Genomic DNA, 14,479 nt, shown 5'->3' with positions numbered 1-14,479 from the left:
CTCCCGCCCCATGTCCGTTACCCGCGATCGTTCGCCATTGATTTTTATTGATGAAAGCAAGCCATGAAGCCAGCCCCCAAGTTCGTTCGCATCCTTTCCGTACTGCTGCTGGCCATGCTGGCGGCAACGGGCGCCCAGGCGCAGACCTATCCGGTCAGGCCTATCCAGCTGGTCGTGCCATTCCCCGCAGGCGGAGCAACCGACATCGTGGGCCGGCTGGTGGGGCAGAAACTCGGCGACCGGCTGGGCCAGCCCGTCGTCATTGAAAACCGCGCCGGCGGCGGCACCATCGTGGGCGCCAGCTACGTGGCCAAGGCCGCCCCGGACGGCTACACCCTGCTCATCAGTTCGGGGTCGACGTTCACCGTCAACCCGGCCATCAACTCCCGCCTTCCCTACGACCCCGTCAAGAGCTTTGAGCCCATCGCGCTGACCGCGCGTGTGCCCTTGATCCTCGTCGCCAATCCGCAGGTGCCCGTCGGCAGCATCAAGCAGCTCATCACGGCCGTGCAGGCATCGCCGGGAAAGTACATGTACGGCTCCTTCGGCACCGGCACCACGGGCCACTTCGCGGGTGAACTCATCCTGAACGCCACGGGACTGAAGATGGAGCACGTGCCCTACAAAGGCAGCGCCCCCGCCATCACGGACCTGATCGGCGGGCAGATCCCGTTCGCCCTGGACACCGTGGCGGCCACGCTGCAGCACATCAAGTCCGGCAAGATCAAGCCGATTGCCGTGACCGCGGCCAGGCGCTCCACCTTGCTGCCGAACGTGCCGACTGTCGCGGAGGCCGGCTACCCGGGCTTCGACGCGGACTCCTGGCTGGCCATCGTGGCGCCGCGGGGCATTCCGCGCGAGGTGAGGGTGCGCCTGGAGATGGCGCTGGCCAACACGATGGCCGACCCGGAGGTCAGGGACAAGCTGCTGGCCAACGGCCTGGAGCCCGCTTACGCCCCGGCCGCCGCCGTCGCGGCCTTGATAGACCACGACCTGCCGCTCATGCGCGCCACCGCGCAGCGCGCCAATATCCGTTCGGACTGAAAACGCCGGTCCCCCACACCCTCCTCACCTCCTCACCACCATGAGCAGAGACGATGCACTGGCCAGGGCGGCCGCCTTTTTCGACGACGGACGTTTCCTCGAAACGCTGTCGAGCCGCGTCGCCGTGCGCAGCGAAAGCCAGAACCCGGCGGGCGGGCCGCAGCTTCACGCCTACCTGGCGGAGCACATCGCGCCCCAACTCGCGCAACTCGGCTTCACGCACCGCATCCTTGACAACCCGCATGCCGGGGGCGGGCCCTTCCTGCTGGCCACGCGCATCGAAGCCGACGCGGCCTTCAGCGTGCTGACCTACGGGCACGGCGACGTGGTGCGCGGCCAGGAAGGGCTGTGGCGCGAGGGCCTGGATCCCTGGCGCGTGACCGTGGAAGGGGACCGCTGGTACGGCCGCGGCACTGCGGACAACAAGGGGCAGCACAGCATCAACCTCGCGGCGCTGGCGCAGGTGCTGGCGGTACGCGGGGGAAAGCTGGGCTACAACGTCAAGATCGTCCTGGAGACCGGTGAAGAGACCGGCTCGCCCGGCCTGCGCGAGTTCTGCACCCTGCATCGCGAGGCGCTGGCGGCCGATGTTTTCATCGCGTCCGATGGCCCGCGCGTGGCCGCCTCCAGCCCCACCCTGTTCCTGGGTTCGCGCGGTTTTTTCAACTTCAGCCTGCGGGCCCACCTGCGGGACGGCGGCCACCATTCCGGCAACTGGGGTGGCCTGCTGCGCAACGCGGGCACACGGCTGGCACACGCCATCGCCAGCCTGGTGGACGCCAAAGGACGCGTGCTGGTCAAAGGGTTGCTGCCCGACTCGCTGCCGGCCAATGTCAGGGATGCCCTGCAGACCATCAGCGTCGGGGGCGACCCGGGCGACCCCGCCATCGACACCGACTGGGGTGAACCCGGGCTCACGCCCACCGAACGTGTTTACGGATGGAACACCGTGGAAGTCCTGGCTTACAAAACCGGCAACCCCGACGCACCCGTCGGCGCCATTCCCGGCCACGCTTTCGCGCTGTGCCAGATACGCTTCGTCGTCGGCAGCGACAGCGCCAATTTTGTGGCGCATATCCGGGAACACCTTCGGGCCCATGGTTTCGACGACGTCGACGTGCAGCCCGAAGGCGAGCCCATGGCCGCCACCCGGCTGGACCCCGATGACGCATGGGTGCGTTGGGGCCTGGATTCGATCCGGCGCAGCACCGGCAAAGCCCCTTCCCTGCTGCCGAACTTCGGCGGCTCGCTGCCCAACGATGTCTTCGCCGAACTGCTGGGGATGCCGACGCTGTGGTTTCCTCACTCCTACCCGGCCTGCAGCCAGCACGCCCCCAATGAGCATCTCCTGGGCAGCGTGGCGCGTGAAGGCCTGCAGCTCATGGCGGGCGTTTTCTGGGACCTGGCCGAGGGCGGCAGCGCAGTTGTCCGGCATCGCGCCGGCCGATAGCCGATAGCCGATGCGCGGATGCCGCGGCTACTCGCTCATCACCACCAGCACCTGCGCATCCGTCCGACCCAGCGAGAGGTAGATGTGGCCGACGCCGCTGTCGAAGTAGGCCGATTCATGGCGGCCCACCTCGACGGTGTCGCCGGTTTCGAACTCGATGCGCACCCGGCCCGACAGCACGGTCACAAACTCCTGGCCCGCATGGCGGATGAAATCCGGGAACTGGCCGCGATCGCGCGCCACGATGCGGCCGTGCAGCGGCGTCATGCGCTTGCCGGGGAATGCGGCGGCAAGCGCGCGGTAGTCGTAATTGCCCGAGCTGTAGGCCGGCGCACCGCCGGCTTCGGACAAGACCACCACCGGCTTTGCCGCGCCGGGCTGCGGCGCCGCAGTGCGCGCGTCCAGCAGTTGCCCCACGTCCAGGGCCAGCGCCCGGGCCACGGCGGCCAGCTTTTCATAGCTGACCGAAATCTGGCCCAGCTCCATCTTGGACAGCGTGGACAGCGCGACGCCGGAACGGCCGGACAGGTCCTTGAGCGTCAGCCGCCGTGCCTTGCGGTGTGCGCGCAGGCTCAGGCCGAGTTGCACCCTGTCCGCTTCAGGGGCTGCGGCGTGCGTGCGGGCGGGGCGTGCGGGCATGGTGTTTTCCCTTTGTTTCGGCCAAATCAGCTAAATGGGCTGGACAGGCACGATTCTCGCATGTGAGAATTCTCAAATGCGAGAATTTGACATCCTGATCGTCGGCGCCGGCATTGCGGGCGCTTCCCTGGCCTGGCGCCTGGCCGGGCAGCGCAGCGTCGCGCTGCTCGAACGCGAGCCCCAGCCGGGCTACCACGCCACGGGCCGTTCGGCCGCCATGTTCATGGAAAGCTACGGCCCGCCCATGGTGCGGGCGCTGACGCGCGCCAGCCGTGCCTTTTACGAGCGGCCGCCCGAAGGCTTCGCGCCTGACCTGATGCAGCCGCGCGGCGTGCTCTACCTCGCCACGCACGGCCAGGAAAAAGAACTGGCGCACACCCGCAAGGAACTGGCGGCGAGCTGCCCCGGCCTGGCCACGCTGGACGCCGGCACCACGCTGGCCCATGCGCCCTGCCTGCGGCCCGAGGTGGTGCACGGCGCGCTGTACGACGCCGGTGCGCAGGACATGGACGTGCACGCGCTACACCAGGGCTTTCTGCGCGGCTTTCGCCGCGAGGCGGGGGCGGACGGCGAACTGCGCACGGACGCGGGCGTGACCCGGGCCACGCACGACGGCCGCTGCTGGACGGTGGAACTGGGCGACGGCCAGACCCTGCGCGCCCGCACCATCGTCAATGCGGCAGGGGCCTGGGCCGACGAACTGGCCGCCGTATTCGGCGCCCGGCCCATAGGCCTGGTGCCGCACCGGCGCAGCGCCTTCACCTTCAAGGCGCCCGAGGGCGTGGACGCTTCCGCCTGGCCGGCCGTCGTGGGTGTGGACGAAAGTTATTACTTCAAGCCCGACGCCGGCCAGTTGCTGGGCTCGCCGGCCAATGCGGACCCGACGGTGCCGCACGACGTGGTGCCCGAGGAACTCGACATCGCCATGGGCATCCACCAGATTGAAAGCGTTTCAACGCTGACCATACGACGCCCCGCCAGCACCTGGGCCGGCCTGCGCTCTTTCGTGCCCGACGGCGAGATGGTGATAGGCCAGGACGATGCCTGCCCGGGATTTTTCTGGCTCGCGGCGCAAGGCGGCTACGGCATACAGAGCGCGGCGGGCGCCAGCGCGCTGGCCGATGCGCTGCTGCGGCAGGCCGCGTTGCCTGACGAGCTGCGGCAACAGGGCATAGACGCACGCGCCCTGTCACCGGCCCGCTTGCGATGACGCTGCAACCACTCCCATCCCCCTGATCGACCCAAACTTCAATGAGGCCTACCATGCAACACATGTCATTCAATGCAATGCGCCGGACGCTGATTGCCGGCGGCGTCTTCTTCTGCGGACTTGCAGCCGTGGGCGGCCCTGCCCGCGCGGCGGATTTCCCCGAGCGGCCCGTCACCCTGGTCGCGCCTTTCCCGGCCGGCGGCGCCGCCGACGTGCTGGCGCGCATCCTGGGCAAGGCCCTGGGCGACCAGCTGGGCCAGCCCGTGGTGGTCGAGAACAAGCCGGGCGCCGGCACCGCGATAGGCGCGGCCGCGGTGGCCGGCGCCAAGCCCGACGGCTACACGCTGCTTGTGAGTTCCAACTCCACCTTCACGCTGAACCCGGCCCTGCAGCCCAAGCTGACGTACGACCCGGCCAAGGGTTTTGACGCGATAGGCATGGTCGGCTCTGTGGCGCTGGCCATGCTGGTGAACACTTCGGTCACGGCAGCCGACGTGCACCAGTTCGTGGCAGCCGCCAAAGCCAACCCGGACAAATACATGTACGGCAGCTTCGGCAACGGCACCAGCTCCAATTTTGCCGGCGCAATGTTCAATGCGGCCACGGGCCTGAAGATGACGCACGTACCCTACAAAGGCTCGGGCCCCTTGATGACCGACCTGATGGGCGGGCAGATCCCTGTGTCTTTCGACACCGTGGTCGCCGCATCGCCGCAGCTCAAGACCGGCAAGGTCCGGGTGCTGGCCGTCGCCATGAACAAGCGCTCGTCCCTGCTGCCGAATGTGCCGACCATGGCAGAGGCCGGCTACCCCGCCGTCGACATGAACGCCTGGCTGGCCGTGGTGGCGCCCAAGGGCTTGCCGGCGCCCGTCAAGGCCCGGCTGGAAAAAGCCCTGGCCACGCTGATGGCCAGCCCCGACATCCAGGACAAGCTCAAGGCGGCCGGCTTTGAACCCGGCTATGCGACCATCCCCGACTGGTCCGGCATGGTCACGGCCGAGATCGCGCGCATGAAGGCCCTGGCCGAGCGCTCGCAAATCAAAACCGACTGAACAAGACATTGATATGCCATCCACCCTGCCAGATATTTCCGCCGTCGAACTCCGCCGCCTGATCGGCAGCCGCCGGGTGTCGCCGGTGGAGCTGATGGACGCCTGCATAGGCCGCATCGAAAACCTCAACCCGGCCATCAACGCGATCTGCGCGACCGACTTCACGCGTGCGCGTGAAGCCGCGCGCGAGGCCGAGGCGCAGGTGATGCGCGGCGGGCCGCTGGGGCCGCTGCATGGCCTGCCGCTGGGCGTGAAGGACCTGCAGGACACCGCCGGCCTCTTGACCACCTACGGCAACGTCGGGCTGCGCGGCAACGTGCCGGCCAAAGACAACGCGCTGGTGGCGAAGCTGCGCGCGGCCGGCGCCATCGTCACGGCCAAGACCAATGTGCCCGACATGGGCGCGGGCGCCAACTCCCGCAATCCCGTCTGGGGCGCGACGGGCAATCCCTTCAATCCCGCGCTCAACGCGGGCGGTTCCTCGGGCGGCTCGGCCGCGGCGCTGGCGGCCGGCATGCTGCCGATCTGCACCGGCTCCGACACCGGCGGCTCGCTGCGCATACCGGCTTCGCTGTGCGGCGTGGTCGGCCTGCGGCCCTCGCCCGGCCTGGTGGCCAACGACGCGCGGCCGCTGGGCTGGTCGGTCATTTCGGTGCTCGGGCCCATGGGCCGCAATGTGGCCGATACGGCGCTGCTGCTGTCGGCCAGCGTGGGCGCCGATGCGCGCGACCCGCTGTCCTACCCGGTCGATGCCTCCGCCTTCTGGCCGCTCAAGCCGGTGGATCTGTCCACGCTGCGCGTCGGCACGACGGAAGATTTCGGCATGTGCATCGTCGACCCGGAGATACGCCGCGTGTTCCGCCAGCGTGTGGAAGCGATCCGGCCGCTGGTGGCCAGCTGCGAACCGGTGGACCTGCAACTGGGCGACGCCGACCGCGCCTTCGACACGCTGCGCGCCGAGAGTTTTGTTGCGGCCTTTGCCGACACTTACCGCAAGGCTCCCGAAACCCTGGGCCCCAATGTGCGCGCCAACATGGAAATCGCCGCCGCCATCACGCTGGCCGATCGCGCTTGGGCGCACCTGGAGCAGACGCGCATCTCGCGCCGCTTCGCCAAAGCCTTCGAACAGTACGACCTGATCCTGGCGCCGGTCACCCCGGTCACGCCTTTCCCCTGGACGGAACTGTTCGCCGGCAACATTGACGGCCAGGCCATGCGCAACTACTACCACTGGCTGGGCCTGACCTATGTGGTGACGCTGGCCACCAACCCGGCACTGGCCCTGCCCTGCGGCAAGGACGAACACGGCATGCCCTTCGGCCTGCAGGTCATAGGGCGGCTGCATGCCGATGCGCAGCTGCTGGCCGCGGGCCAGGCGCTGGAACAGGTGTTCGAGGCGAGTGAGACGCTGCGCCGGCCGGTGCCCGACCTGAAGGAATTGCAGGCGGCCAGGCCTGAACTCAAGTCCATCGTCACGCATCCGCCCGAATTGGCGGCGGGTCAGGGTGGCGGAGGCTTGACGGCGGTCTGAACCGCGCCCGGCGAACGGGCGAAGCGCGAAAGTCCCTGACCCGGGTGCGCGGCCCTCAGTCCTCGCCCTCGGACCACTCCGGGCTGTAGCCACCCAAAGTGGGGTGGTACATCTCGTCGCCCGCATGCTGGGTGAATTCGACATTGAGACGATCCTCGCGCAGGCCAAGGATGTCGATGCAATCCTTGCACAGCGCCTTGGCCACTTCCAGGCGCAGGGCGGCGGGGCGGCCCCGGCGTATGTCGCACATCAGCACGGACACCGGCTCGGGCGTGCCGTCCACGGTGCGCCAGACGCCGCCCTCGCCGCATTCGCGAATGGCGATGCTGATGCGGCGGATGTCGACGCTCATCAGCGTGGCGTAGGTCTCGCACAATCTGGCGGCCAGGCGTTTTTTGTCTTCGACGGGGTGGCGCCCGTTCACGTCGAGTTGAAGGTAAGGCATGGCCGAAATCCTCCGTGAAGTGCTTGCAGTGCTTGAAGCCGGGCGCTACAGGATCAGCAGCGCCCGGAAGTCGTTCACATTCGTGTGCGTGGGCCCGGTGACAACCAGGCCGCCCAGCGGCTCGAAATACCCATAGGCATCGTTGCGGTCCAGGTACTGGTCGACCTTCATGCCCTGCGCGATTGCGCGCTGCAAGGTGTCGGGCGCCACAAAGGCGCCGGCATTGTCTTCCACACCGTCTATGCCGTCGGTGTCGGCCGCCAGCGCGTACACGCCGGGCTGGCCCTGCAACGCGAGCGCCAGGCCCAGGCAGAATTCGCCCGCGCGGCCGCCGCGGCCACGAGGCGTGCCTTCTACCTGTTTCTTCACCGTGACGGTGGTTTCGCCGCCGCTCAAGATCACGCAGGGCTTGCTGAAAGGCTGGCCCTTGAGCGCCACGGCGCGGGCCAGCGCCGCATGCACCTTGCCGACCTCGCGCGATTCGCCTTCCATTTCGTCGCTCAGGATATAAGCCTGCAGGCCGGCCGCGCGTGCCACGGCGGCGGCGGCTTCCAGGCTTTGCTGGGGCGTGGCGATCATGTGCACTTCGTGGCCCTTGAAGACCGCGTCGCCGGGCTTGGGGGTTTCGAGCGCGCCCTGCTCCAGCAGGCTCATGATGGCGCCGGGCACTTCAATGCCGTAGCGCTGCAATATGGCCACCGCCTCGGCGCAGCTGGTCGCGTCGGGCACGGTGGGGCCGCTGGCGATGATGGACGGGTCGTCGCCCGGCACGTCGCTGATGGTCAGCGTCACCACGCGGGCCGGCGCGCAGGCCGCGGCCAGGCGCCCGCCCTTGATGCGCGAGAGGTGCTTGCGCACGCAGTTCATCTCGGAAATATTCGCGCCGCTGTTGAGCAGCGCCTTGTTGATGCGCTGCTTGTCTTCCAGCGTCAGGCCTTCAGCAGGCAATGTCAGCAGGGCCGAGCCGCCGCCGGAGATCAGGCACAGCACCAGGTCGTTTTCGGTCAGGCCCTGCACCATGGCGAGGATGCGCTGGGCGGCGGCCAGCCCTGCCGCGTCGGGCACCGGGTGCGCGGCTTCGACGATTTCGATGCGTTGCTGGAGGCCTTCAGGCCGGGGCGGGATGTGGTGGTAGCGCGTGACGACCAGGCCTTCCAGCGGCGCGTCGGCCGGCCACAAGGCCTCGACCGCCTGCGCCATGGAGCCGCCGGCCTTGCCCGCGCCAATCACGATGGTGCGGCCGCCGCTTTCGGGCGTGGGCGGCTTGGGCAGGTAGCGGGCGGTGTTTTCCAGCGGCAGCGCGCGCGCCACGGCGGCGCGGTACAGGTGCTCAAGGAACTCGCGCGGCCGGGTGGCGGCGTCGGGGGTGGGCGTGCTGGGGCTGGGTGTCTTGGCGTCGGTCATTGAAATGTCTCCACCCCGGATTGTGCCGTGGTAACCGGGCAGTAACCCGCCGCGGCGGGAGGGCTTGGGCTTTCGACGGGCAAGCCTTCCCTAGAATGGCCCATCACCCCGAAGAACACCCCAAAGAACACCCCGAAGAAGAAAGAGACACCATGAACGGCTACCTGGCACTCGGCATCGCCATCATTGCGGAAGTCATCGCCACCACGGCGCTCAAGTCCAGCGACAGCTTCACCAAACTGGTGCCCTCGCTGATCAGCATCGCCGGCTACGGCACGGCGCTGTACCTGCTCACGGTGACCATGAAGTCCATCCCCACGGGCGTGACCTACGCGATCTGGTCGGGCCTGGGCATTGTGCTGATCAGCATCACCAGCTTCTTCTTCCACCACCAGAAGATTGACCTCTGGGGCATGGTGGGCATGGGGCTGATCATTGCGGGCGTGGTCGTGCTGAATCTTTTCTCCAACTCGACGATGCACTGAAGCCCGGGGTAGCTTTCGTTGCCGCCCAGCCAGCCCCGGCCGCGACTACGAGGGTCATCGGGTGATGCGCACTCGTATCGGCCTACTCCGTCCTGGCGCCCGCGTCGAACCACTGCCTGATCAGTTGCCGCTCCGCCTCGGTGATGCCCGTCGCGTTGTTCATGGGCATCAGCCGGGTGACCACGGCCTGCTGGTAAACCTGCGTTGCGTGGAGCTTCACGGCTGCGGGCGAGTCAAGGCGCACGTTTTTCATCTGCAACTGCTCGCCATGGCATTGGTAGCAACGCTGGGCGAGGATGGTTTGCACCTTGTCATAGCCGGCGGATGAGACAGCGGCCGGTGTGGTGGCAGTCACGGCCGTGGTGGGCGCAGGCTTCATCCAGACGATCACGCCGATGATCACGGCCACACCCGCCAGCGCATACGCCAGCGGGTGCCGGTTGCGGCCCAGCTTGTAGCCGTGGCGCAGCACGAAGAACTGGCGTATCGCCGCGCCGGCCAACATCATCAAAATCAGCACCAGCCAGTTCTGCGGATGGCTCCAGGTGAAGCTGTAGTGGTTGCTGAGCATGGCGAACAGCACGGGCAGCGTGAAGTAGGTGTTGTGCACGCTGCGCTGCTTGCCGCGCTGGCCGTGCACCGGGTCGACCGGCTCGCCGGCCTTGATGGCGGCCACCACCTTGCGCTGGCCCGGGATGATCCAGAAAAAGACGTTGGCGCTCATGGCCGTCGCCATCATGGCGCCCACCAGCAAAAAGGCCGCGCGGCCCGCGAACCAGTGGCAGGCCAGCCAGGAGGCGATGCAGACCAGCACCGCGACCAGCGCGCCGACGATGGCGTCGCCGTTTTTGTGTTTCCCGAACAGCTGGCAGATGCCGTCGTACAGCATCCAGAACACCACAAAGAAAGACAGCGCCACGGCGGCCGCCGCGCCGGGCGACCAGTTCATCAGCGATTTATCGACCAGGTAGGTGCCGGCATGCCAGAGGTAGGACACGGTGAACAGCGCAAAGCCCGACAGCCAGGTGCTGTAGCTTTCCCAGTAAAACCAGTGCAGGTGGGCCGGCAGTTGCGGCGGCTTGACGGCAAATTTGACGGGGTGGTAAAAACCGCCGCCGTGCACGGCCCAGAGTTCGCCGCTGACGCCCTGCTTTTTCAGGTCTTCATCGACCGGCGGCGTGAGGCTGCTGTCGAGAAAGACAAAGTAAAACGAGGAGCCGACCCAGGCAATGGCGGTGATGACGTGGACCCAGCGCAGCAGCAGGTTGGCCCAGTCGAGTAAATAGTTTTCCATAGCGCTCAACTTGTGCAAGGCTGCTCACCACTGCGGGCGCTGTAAGCAGGAAACGTGGTCACGAACAAAAGAAGGCGATGGGCTTGCCATCCGCTTTCCCGGCTCCGCTGCGACCTGGTGATGCAAGTCTATCGGCTTTAAGGCCTAGCGCAAAGCCTTCGCGGCCTCCTCTTGGGTCGCATCGATGGTTTGAAGCAACTGCGCCGCTACGGCCACGGCGATGACCTCGGGCTCCTTGCCATTGATCCCCGGCACGCCAATAGGGCAGGTCACGTGCGCAAGCTCAGCCGCCGTGAAGCCCCTGGCCTCCAGCCTGCGGCGAAAGGTCGCCCATTTGGTCTTGCTGCCGATCAGGCCCATATAGGGCAAGTCGCCCCGCTCGCGCTGGCGCTTCAGGCAGGCGGCCAGCACGTCCAGGTCTTCGGCGTGGCTGAAGCTCATGATCAGCACGCGCGACTGCGGCGCCAGGCCAGGCACTGCTGCCTGCACCGGTTCGGAATGCTCGCAGGCCACGCGCGGCGGCACGCTGGCCGGGAACACGCCGTCGCGGCTGTCTATCCAGCTCAGCGCAAACGGCAGGGGCGCGAGCACTTGCGCCAGCGCATGGCCGACGTGGCCGCCGCCGAACAGCGCGACCGGCGTGAAGTGGCGCCGGCCCAGCCGCCGGGCCAGTTCCGCCGCGTCGGCCGCGCCCACCCGCTCAAAGCGCAGTTGCACCACGCCGCCGCAGCACTGGCCCAGCGATGGGCCGAGCGCCACGCGCAGCGGCGGCCCGGCGGCCTGCGGCGCGTCGGCCTTTTCCAGCAGCGCGCGAGCCCTGGCGATCGCCTCGTATTCGAGGTGGCCGCCGCCTATGGTGCCCACCAGCGCATCGGCAAACACGGCCATCCAGGTGCCCGCCTCGCGCGGCACCGAGCCTTGCGTGTCGGCCACTTGCACCAGCACCGCCGGCGCTGAGGCGAGGTGGGTCAGGAAGGCTTCGAGTTGCGGACCGGTGTTGCGGAAAACCATTGCTTGCGTGTTGCCGGCGTAAGGAAACGAAAATAGTGGGCAAAATGGGGAAAACGCCACCTTAGCACCACCTGTGCGGCGCGCAGTTTCCGCGCATGATGGCGGGTATACGCAAAACCCCATGAACCGGCCCCGAAGAGGCCACCGAGGCAAACCATGACAAAACAAAAGATGCCTTCTTCCAGCACCCCGCGCCGCTTCTGGCTGGCGGCCCTTGTTTCCGGCGCCGTGGCCGCCGTGGTGAGCGCCTGCAAAAGCGCGCCGGATACAGGCCCCGCGCCCGCCGCAACCCCCGACGCCTCGCCGGTGATCGGCCCCATCCCGGGCTCGCAAGGCTCGGCGCGCAGCTCGGGTGCGACCACACCGCGCGCCTACCGCCAGGACGGCGCCAGCCATCTCTACGGCCTGAACGCCGAACGCATCTACAAAGGCCGCATGCCGCCGCTGCTGTACGCGGTCGGCGTGATGAACGTGGAGATAGACCGCACCGGCCGCGTGACCAAACTGGACTGGATGCGCGCGCCGCGCCATGCCCCCGAAGTGGTCGCCGAGATCGAACGCACCATCCAGCAAGCCTCACCCTTCCCGGCGCCCACGCGCATGGGCAAGGTGGTCTACACCGACACCTGGCTGTGGCACAAGAGCGGGAAATTCCAGCTCGACACGCTCACAGAAGGACAAGATTAAGGCCCCCACGGTCGCTCACTTCGTGTAGCTCCCTGCCCCCCGAGGGGGCCGCTGCGCCTGCGGCCCGGCAAAGCCGGTTCCGCGGCCCCTGCTGGTCTTGACGGCTCGCTTCGCATCGCGCTTCGGCGCCCCTCTCCCTGGTCCGTTCGCCCTGAGATATCGAAGGGCTCAGTGGCGCGCAGGGGCTTCGACTGCATCAGGTATTCGGGGTTGGTCTTCGGCTGTTTGGTATTTCTTGTCCCCACCCCTTGTGGATGCGCCGAGGAGCGCAGGGCCAGACGGATCAGGGCTGGCGTTGTCTGAGCGAAGCGCAGCGTAGCGAGTTTAGCCAGACCCCGGCTGGACCGAGCACCGCAGGTTGCCCGCAGCGAAGCGAAGGGACGCAGCAACCAGGGTCGCCTTTTTTGCTTACTTTTGGTGTTTGCGTAACTTCGCTGCGCGAAGTGAGCAAACCCCGCGCGCGTAGCGCGCATTTGGCGAACAAAAAAACCCGCTTTGCGGGTTTCGGTAAAAGTGAGTCGAATGCCGGGCGACCCCGGCCCCGGAACTCAAACCGGCCCCTGCGCCCCTCAATCAATCTTCAAGTTCTGCGTCTTGACGACGTTCACCCACGCCCGGTAATCAGCTTCAATGAACTGGCCAAGCTGCGCAGGCGTTCCAGGCGCCGCATCCACAGCATCGACCTTGAACCGGGCCAGCACGTCCGGCATGGTGACGATCTTGTTGATGGCGGCGTTCAGGGTGTTGACGATGGCGGGCGGCGTGCCGGCGGGCGCGGAGATCGCGAAGTAATTGAGCACGTCAAAACCGTTCAGGCCGGACTCGCTCATGCTGGGCACGTCGGGCAAGGCGCTGGAGCGTTTGGCGCTGGTGACGGCCAGGGCCTTGACGCTGCCGTTCTTGATGAAGGGCAGCAGCGCGGGAATGGTGCCGGTGACGAGCTGGATCTGGCCGCCAATCATGTCCATGGTGGCAGGCGCGACGCCGCGGTAGGGGATGTGCGTGATGTAGGTGCCGGTGCGCGCCTTCAGAGATTCGAGCACCAGGTGGTTGACACCGCCGGCGCCGGCGGAGCCGTAGTTGAGCGCGCCGGGTTTCTGCTTGGCCAGCGCGATCAGCTCTTTCATGTTGTTGGCCGGCAGTTTGGTGTTGGCCGCCCAGACCAGCGGGCCGGTGGCGATCATGCCGACAGGCGCGAACTGGCGCAGCGGGTCGTAATTGGCGCTGGGCAGCGAGGCCGCCACGGTCGTGAAGGGCGATGCCACCAGCAGCAGCGTGTAGCCGTCTGCCGGCGCCTGCGCCACAGCCTGCGTGCCGATGGCACCCGAAGCGCCGGCGCGGTTGTCGACCACAAAGGTGCCGCCCAGGACTTCACCGAGTTTTTGCGCGATCAGCCGCCCCATCGCATCGGTGCCGGCGCCAGGTGCAAAGGGCACGATGATCTTGACGGGACGCTCGGGATAGGAAGCGGGGTTTGAAGGGCCTTGCGCCAGCGCGGCGGAAGCGAGCAGCGTGGCGGCGGTGCCTGCGGACAACAACAGGGCTTGGCGGCGGCTCAGCGCGCCCATCGGCTTGACATTCATGGGGGAACAGACTCAGTAGTAAAAAGGACTGATTGTTCCCGCATCACATGACGTTCGCGTGACACAGGGGTCACCGGCTGTTCAGCTGCCGCGGTAGGTGGAGTAGCTCCAGGGGCTCACCAGCAGGGGCACGTGGTAGTGCGCGGCGATGTCGGCCACGCCGAAGTCCAGGCTGACCTGGTCCAGGAAGGCTGGCTCGGGCAAGGCCACGCCACGCGCCTTGAAATAGCCCGCCACGTCAAACACCAGGCGGTAAGTGCCCGCTTTCAAATTGCTGCTGTCGTACAGCGGCCCATCGGGGCTACGACCGTCATCGTTCAGGGTGAAGGCTTTCACCAGCGTGGCCTGGCCCGCCTGGGTTGTGTACAGCGACACTTTCATGCCACCCGCAGGTAAGCCATGCATCGTGTCCAGTACATGTGTGCTCAGTCCCATGGGATTCCTTGGTAGTAGTTGAGGGAGCCGCTCAAAAACCCTCCTGGCGTTGTTGCAGCCGCCTTGCCGTGCTGGTGCACTGTCTGCGGCGTCGCGCCTAGCCAGGATCGCTTCGCTGGGTTTTGTGAGCAGCTCTTGTGTTTGATTTCGGCCCTGACTTTGGTTTACCAAAAGTGTATACAGTTTTGGGCTTTACGGCTATCATGCCC

At 67.1% G+C, this 14,479-nt stretch carries 14 protein-coding genes; 7 read left to right on the top strand and 7 right to left on the bottom strand.

The features are described 5' to 3' along the window. Positions 1–63 precede the first annotated feature (63 nt). Both ACLV74_RS22150 and ACLV74_RS22145 read left to right on the top strand, forming a co-directional pair. Positions 64–1,044: a Bug family tripartite tricarboxylate transporter substrate binding protein gene (locus ACLV74_RS22150; RefSeq protein ID WP_411881582.1), complete on the top strand. Its 981-nt coding sequence runs from the start codon at positions 64–66 to the stop codon at positions 1,042–1,044. Between the two features lie 40 nt (positions 1,045–1,084). After that, positions 1,085–2,494: a M20 family metallopeptidase gene (locus ACLV74_RS22145; protein WP_411881581.1), complete on the top strand. Its 1,410-nt coding sequence runs from the start codon at positions 1,085–1,087 to the stop codon at positions 2,492–2,494. Positions 2,495–2,521: 27 nt separating this feature from the next. On the opposite strand, the gene ACLV74_RS22140 is transcribed toward ACLV74_RS22145, so the two are convergent. Beyond that, the gene (locus ACLV74_RS22140) at positions 2,522–3,133 is read right to left on the bottom strand and encodes a helix-turn-helix domain-containing protein (protein ID WP_411881580.1); all 612 of its coding nucleotides are present in this window, start codon (positions 3,131–3,133) and stop codon (positions 2,522–2,524) included. Between the two features lie 76 nt (positions 3,134–3,209). Here ACLV74_RS22140 and ACLV74_RS22135 point away from each other — a divergent pair, with 76 nt between their 5' ends. Genes ACLV74_RS22135 through ACLV74_RS22125 form a run of 3 tightly spaced genes read left to right on the top strand, consistent with a single transcriptional unit; the run spans position 3,210 to position 6,926 of the window. Continuing rightward, positions 3,210–4,343 (top strand): NAD(P)/FAD-dependent oxidoreductase, encoded by a 1,134-nt coding sequence (locus ACLV74_RS22135; RefSeq protein ID WP_411881579.1) that lies wholly within the window; start codon positions 3,210–3,212, stop codon positions 4,341–4,343. 53 nt (positions 4,344–4,396) lie between these two features. After that, on the top strand, positions 4,397–5,395 hold the full coding sequence (locus tag ACLV74_RS22130) for a Bug family tripartite tricarboxylate transporter substrate binding protein (RefSeq protein WP_411881578.1): 999 nt from the start codon (positions 4,397–4,399) through the stop codon (positions 5,393–5,395). A gap of 13 nt (positions 5,396–5,408) precedes the next feature. Next, positions 5,409–6,926 (top strand): amidase, encoded by a 1,518-nt coding sequence (locus ACLV74_RS22125; RefSeq protein ID WP_411881577.1) that lies wholly within the window; start codon positions 5,409–5,411, stop codon positions 6,924–6,926. Between the two features lie 55 nt (positions 6,927–6,981). Here the strand turns inward: ACLV74_RS22125 and ACLV74_RS22120 are convergent, their stop codons facing one another. Continuing rightward, positions 6,982–7,371 (bottom strand): tautomerase family protein, encoded by a 390-nt coding sequence (locus ACLV74_RS22120; RefSeq protein WP_411881576.1) that lies wholly within the window; start codon positions 7,369–7,371, stop codon positions 6,982–6,984. A gap of 45 nt (positions 7,372–7,416) precedes the next feature. After that, positions 7,417–8,775, bottom strand: a complete 1,359-nt coding sequence (locus ACLV74_RS22115; RefSeq protein ID WP_411881575.1) for a glycerate kinase — start codon at positions 8,773–8,775, stop codon at positions 7,417–7,419. 152 nt (positions 8,776–8,927) lie between these two features. On the opposite strand from ACLV74_RS22115, the gene ACLV74_RS22110 reads away from it, so the two are divergent. After that, positions 8,928–9,260 (top strand): DMT family transporter, encoded by a 333-nt coding sequence (locus ACLV74_RS22110; protein WP_411881574.1) that lies wholly within the window; start codon positions 8,928–8,930, stop codon positions 9,258–9,260. Between the two features lie 82 nt (positions 9,261–9,342). Here ACLV74_RS22110 and ACLV74_RS22105 read toward each other — a convergent pair whose 3' ends face one another. Continuing rightward, positions 9,343–10,554, bottom strand: a complete 1,212-nt coding sequence (locus ACLV74_RS22105) for a urate hydroxylase PuuD (RefSeq protein ID WP_411881573.1) — start codon at positions 10,552–10,554, stop codon at positions 9,343–9,345. Between the two features lie 144 nt (positions 10,555–10,698). Further along, complete coding sequence (gene xdhC / locus ACLV74_RS22100; RefSeq protein WP_411881572.1) at positions 10,699–11,565, bottom strand: xanthine dehydrogenase accessory protein XdhC; 867 nt, start codon at positions 11,563–11,565, stop codon at positions 10,699–10,701. Positions 11,566–11,736: 171 nt separating this feature from the next. Between xdhC and ACLV74_RS22095 the strand changes: the two genes are divergently transcribed. Then, positions 11,737–12,252, top strand: a complete 516-nt coding sequence (locus ACLV74_RS22095) for a hypothetical protein (RefSeq protein ID WP_411881597.1) — start codon at positions 11,737–11,739, stop codon at positions 12,250–12,252. Positions 12,253–12,821: 569 nt separating this feature from the next. Here the strand turns inward: ACLV74_RS22095 and ACLV74_RS22090 are convergent. Together ACLV74_RS22090 and uraH are read right to left on the bottom strand one after the other, a co-directional pair. Next, positions 12,822–13,835 (bottom strand): tripartite tricarboxylate transporter substrate binding protein, encoded by a 1,014-nt coding sequence (locus ACLV74_RS22090; RefSeq protein WP_411881571.1) that lies wholly within the window; start codon positions 13,833–13,835, stop codon positions 12,822–12,824. An 81-nt stretch (positions 13,836–13,916) separates the two neighbouring features. Further along, positions 13,917–14,270, bottom strand: a complete 354-nt coding sequence (gene uraH, locus ACLV74_RS22085; protein ID WP_411881570.1) for a hydroxyisourate hydrolase — start codon at positions 14,268–14,270, stop codon at positions 13,917–13,919. Between the last annotated feature and the right edge of the window lie 209 nt (positions 14,271–14,479).

The organism is Polaromonas sp. YR568 (genome assembly GCF_943369415.1).
Lineage (GTDB): Bacteria > Pseudomonadota > Gammaproteobacteria > Burkholderiales > Burkholderiaceae_C > Polaromonas.
Note: the sequence above shows the minus strand (reverse complement) of the source record. Positions and strands in the feature narration are given on the sequence as shown.

What these genes read in the sequence shown, in the direction of transcription:
- ACLV74_RS22105 (WP_411881573.1), bottom strand. Translation starts at nt 10,554, where the DNA reads ATGGAAAACTATTTACTCGACTGGGCCAACCTGCTGCTGCGCTGGGTC.
- ACLV74_RS22090 (WP_411881571.1), bottom strand. Translation starts at nt 13,835, where the DNA reads ATGAATGTCAAGCCGATGGGCGCGCTGAGCCGCCGCCAAGCCCTGTTG.
- uraH (WP_411881570.1), bottom strand. Translation starts at nt 14,270, where the DNA reads ATGGGACTGAGCACACATGTACTGGACACGATGCATGGCTTACCTGCG.
- ACLV74_RS22125 (WP_411881577.1), top strand. Translation starts at nt 5,409, where the DNA reads ATGCCATCCACCCTGCCAGATATTTCCGCCGTCGAACTCCGCCGCCTG.
- ACLV74_RS22150 (WP_411881582.1), top strand. Translation starts at nt 64, where the DNA reads ATGAAGCCAGCCCCCAAGTTCGTTCGCATCCTTTCCGTACTGCTGCTG.
- ACLV74_RS22120 (WP_411881576.1), bottom strand. Translation starts at nt 7,371, where the DNA reads ATGCCTTACCTTCAACTCGACGTGAACGGGCGCCACCCCGTCGAAGAC.
- ACLV74_RS22115 (WP_411881575.1), bottom strand. Translation starts at nt 8,775, where the DNA reads ATGACCGACGCCAAGACACCCAGCCCCAGCACGCCCACCCCCGACGCC.
- xdhC (WP_411881572.1), bottom strand. Translation starts at nt 11,565, where the DNA reads ATGGTTTTCCGCAACACCGGTCCGCAACTCGAAGCCTTCCTGACCCAC.
- ACLV74_RS22145 (WP_411881581.1), top strand. Translation starts at nt 1,085, where the DNA reads ATGAGCAGAGACGATGCACTGGCCAGGGCGGCCGCCTTTTTCGACGAC.
- ACLV74_RS22135 (WP_411881579.1), top strand. Translation starts at nt 3,210, where the DNA reads ATGCGAGAATTTGACATCCTGATCGTCGGCGCCGGCATTGCGGGCGCT.
- ACLV74_RS22130 (WP_411881578.1), top strand. Translation starts at nt 4,397, where the DNA reads ATGCAACACATGTCATTCAATGCAATGCGCCGGACGCTGATTGCCGGC.
- ACLV74_RS22110 (WP_411881574.1), top strand. Translation starts at nt 8,928, where the DNA reads ATGAACGGCTACCTGGCACTCGGCATCGCCATCATTGCGGAAGTCATC.
- ACLV74_RS22095 (WP_411881597.1), top strand. Translation starts at nt 11,737, where the DNA reads ATGCCTTCTTCCAGCACCCCGCGCCGCTTCTGGCTGGCGGCCCTTGTT.
- ACLV74_RS22140 (WP_411881580.1), bottom strand. Translation starts at nt 3,133, where the DNA reads ATGCCCGCACGCCCCGCCCGCACGCACGCCGCAGCCCCTGAAGCGGAC.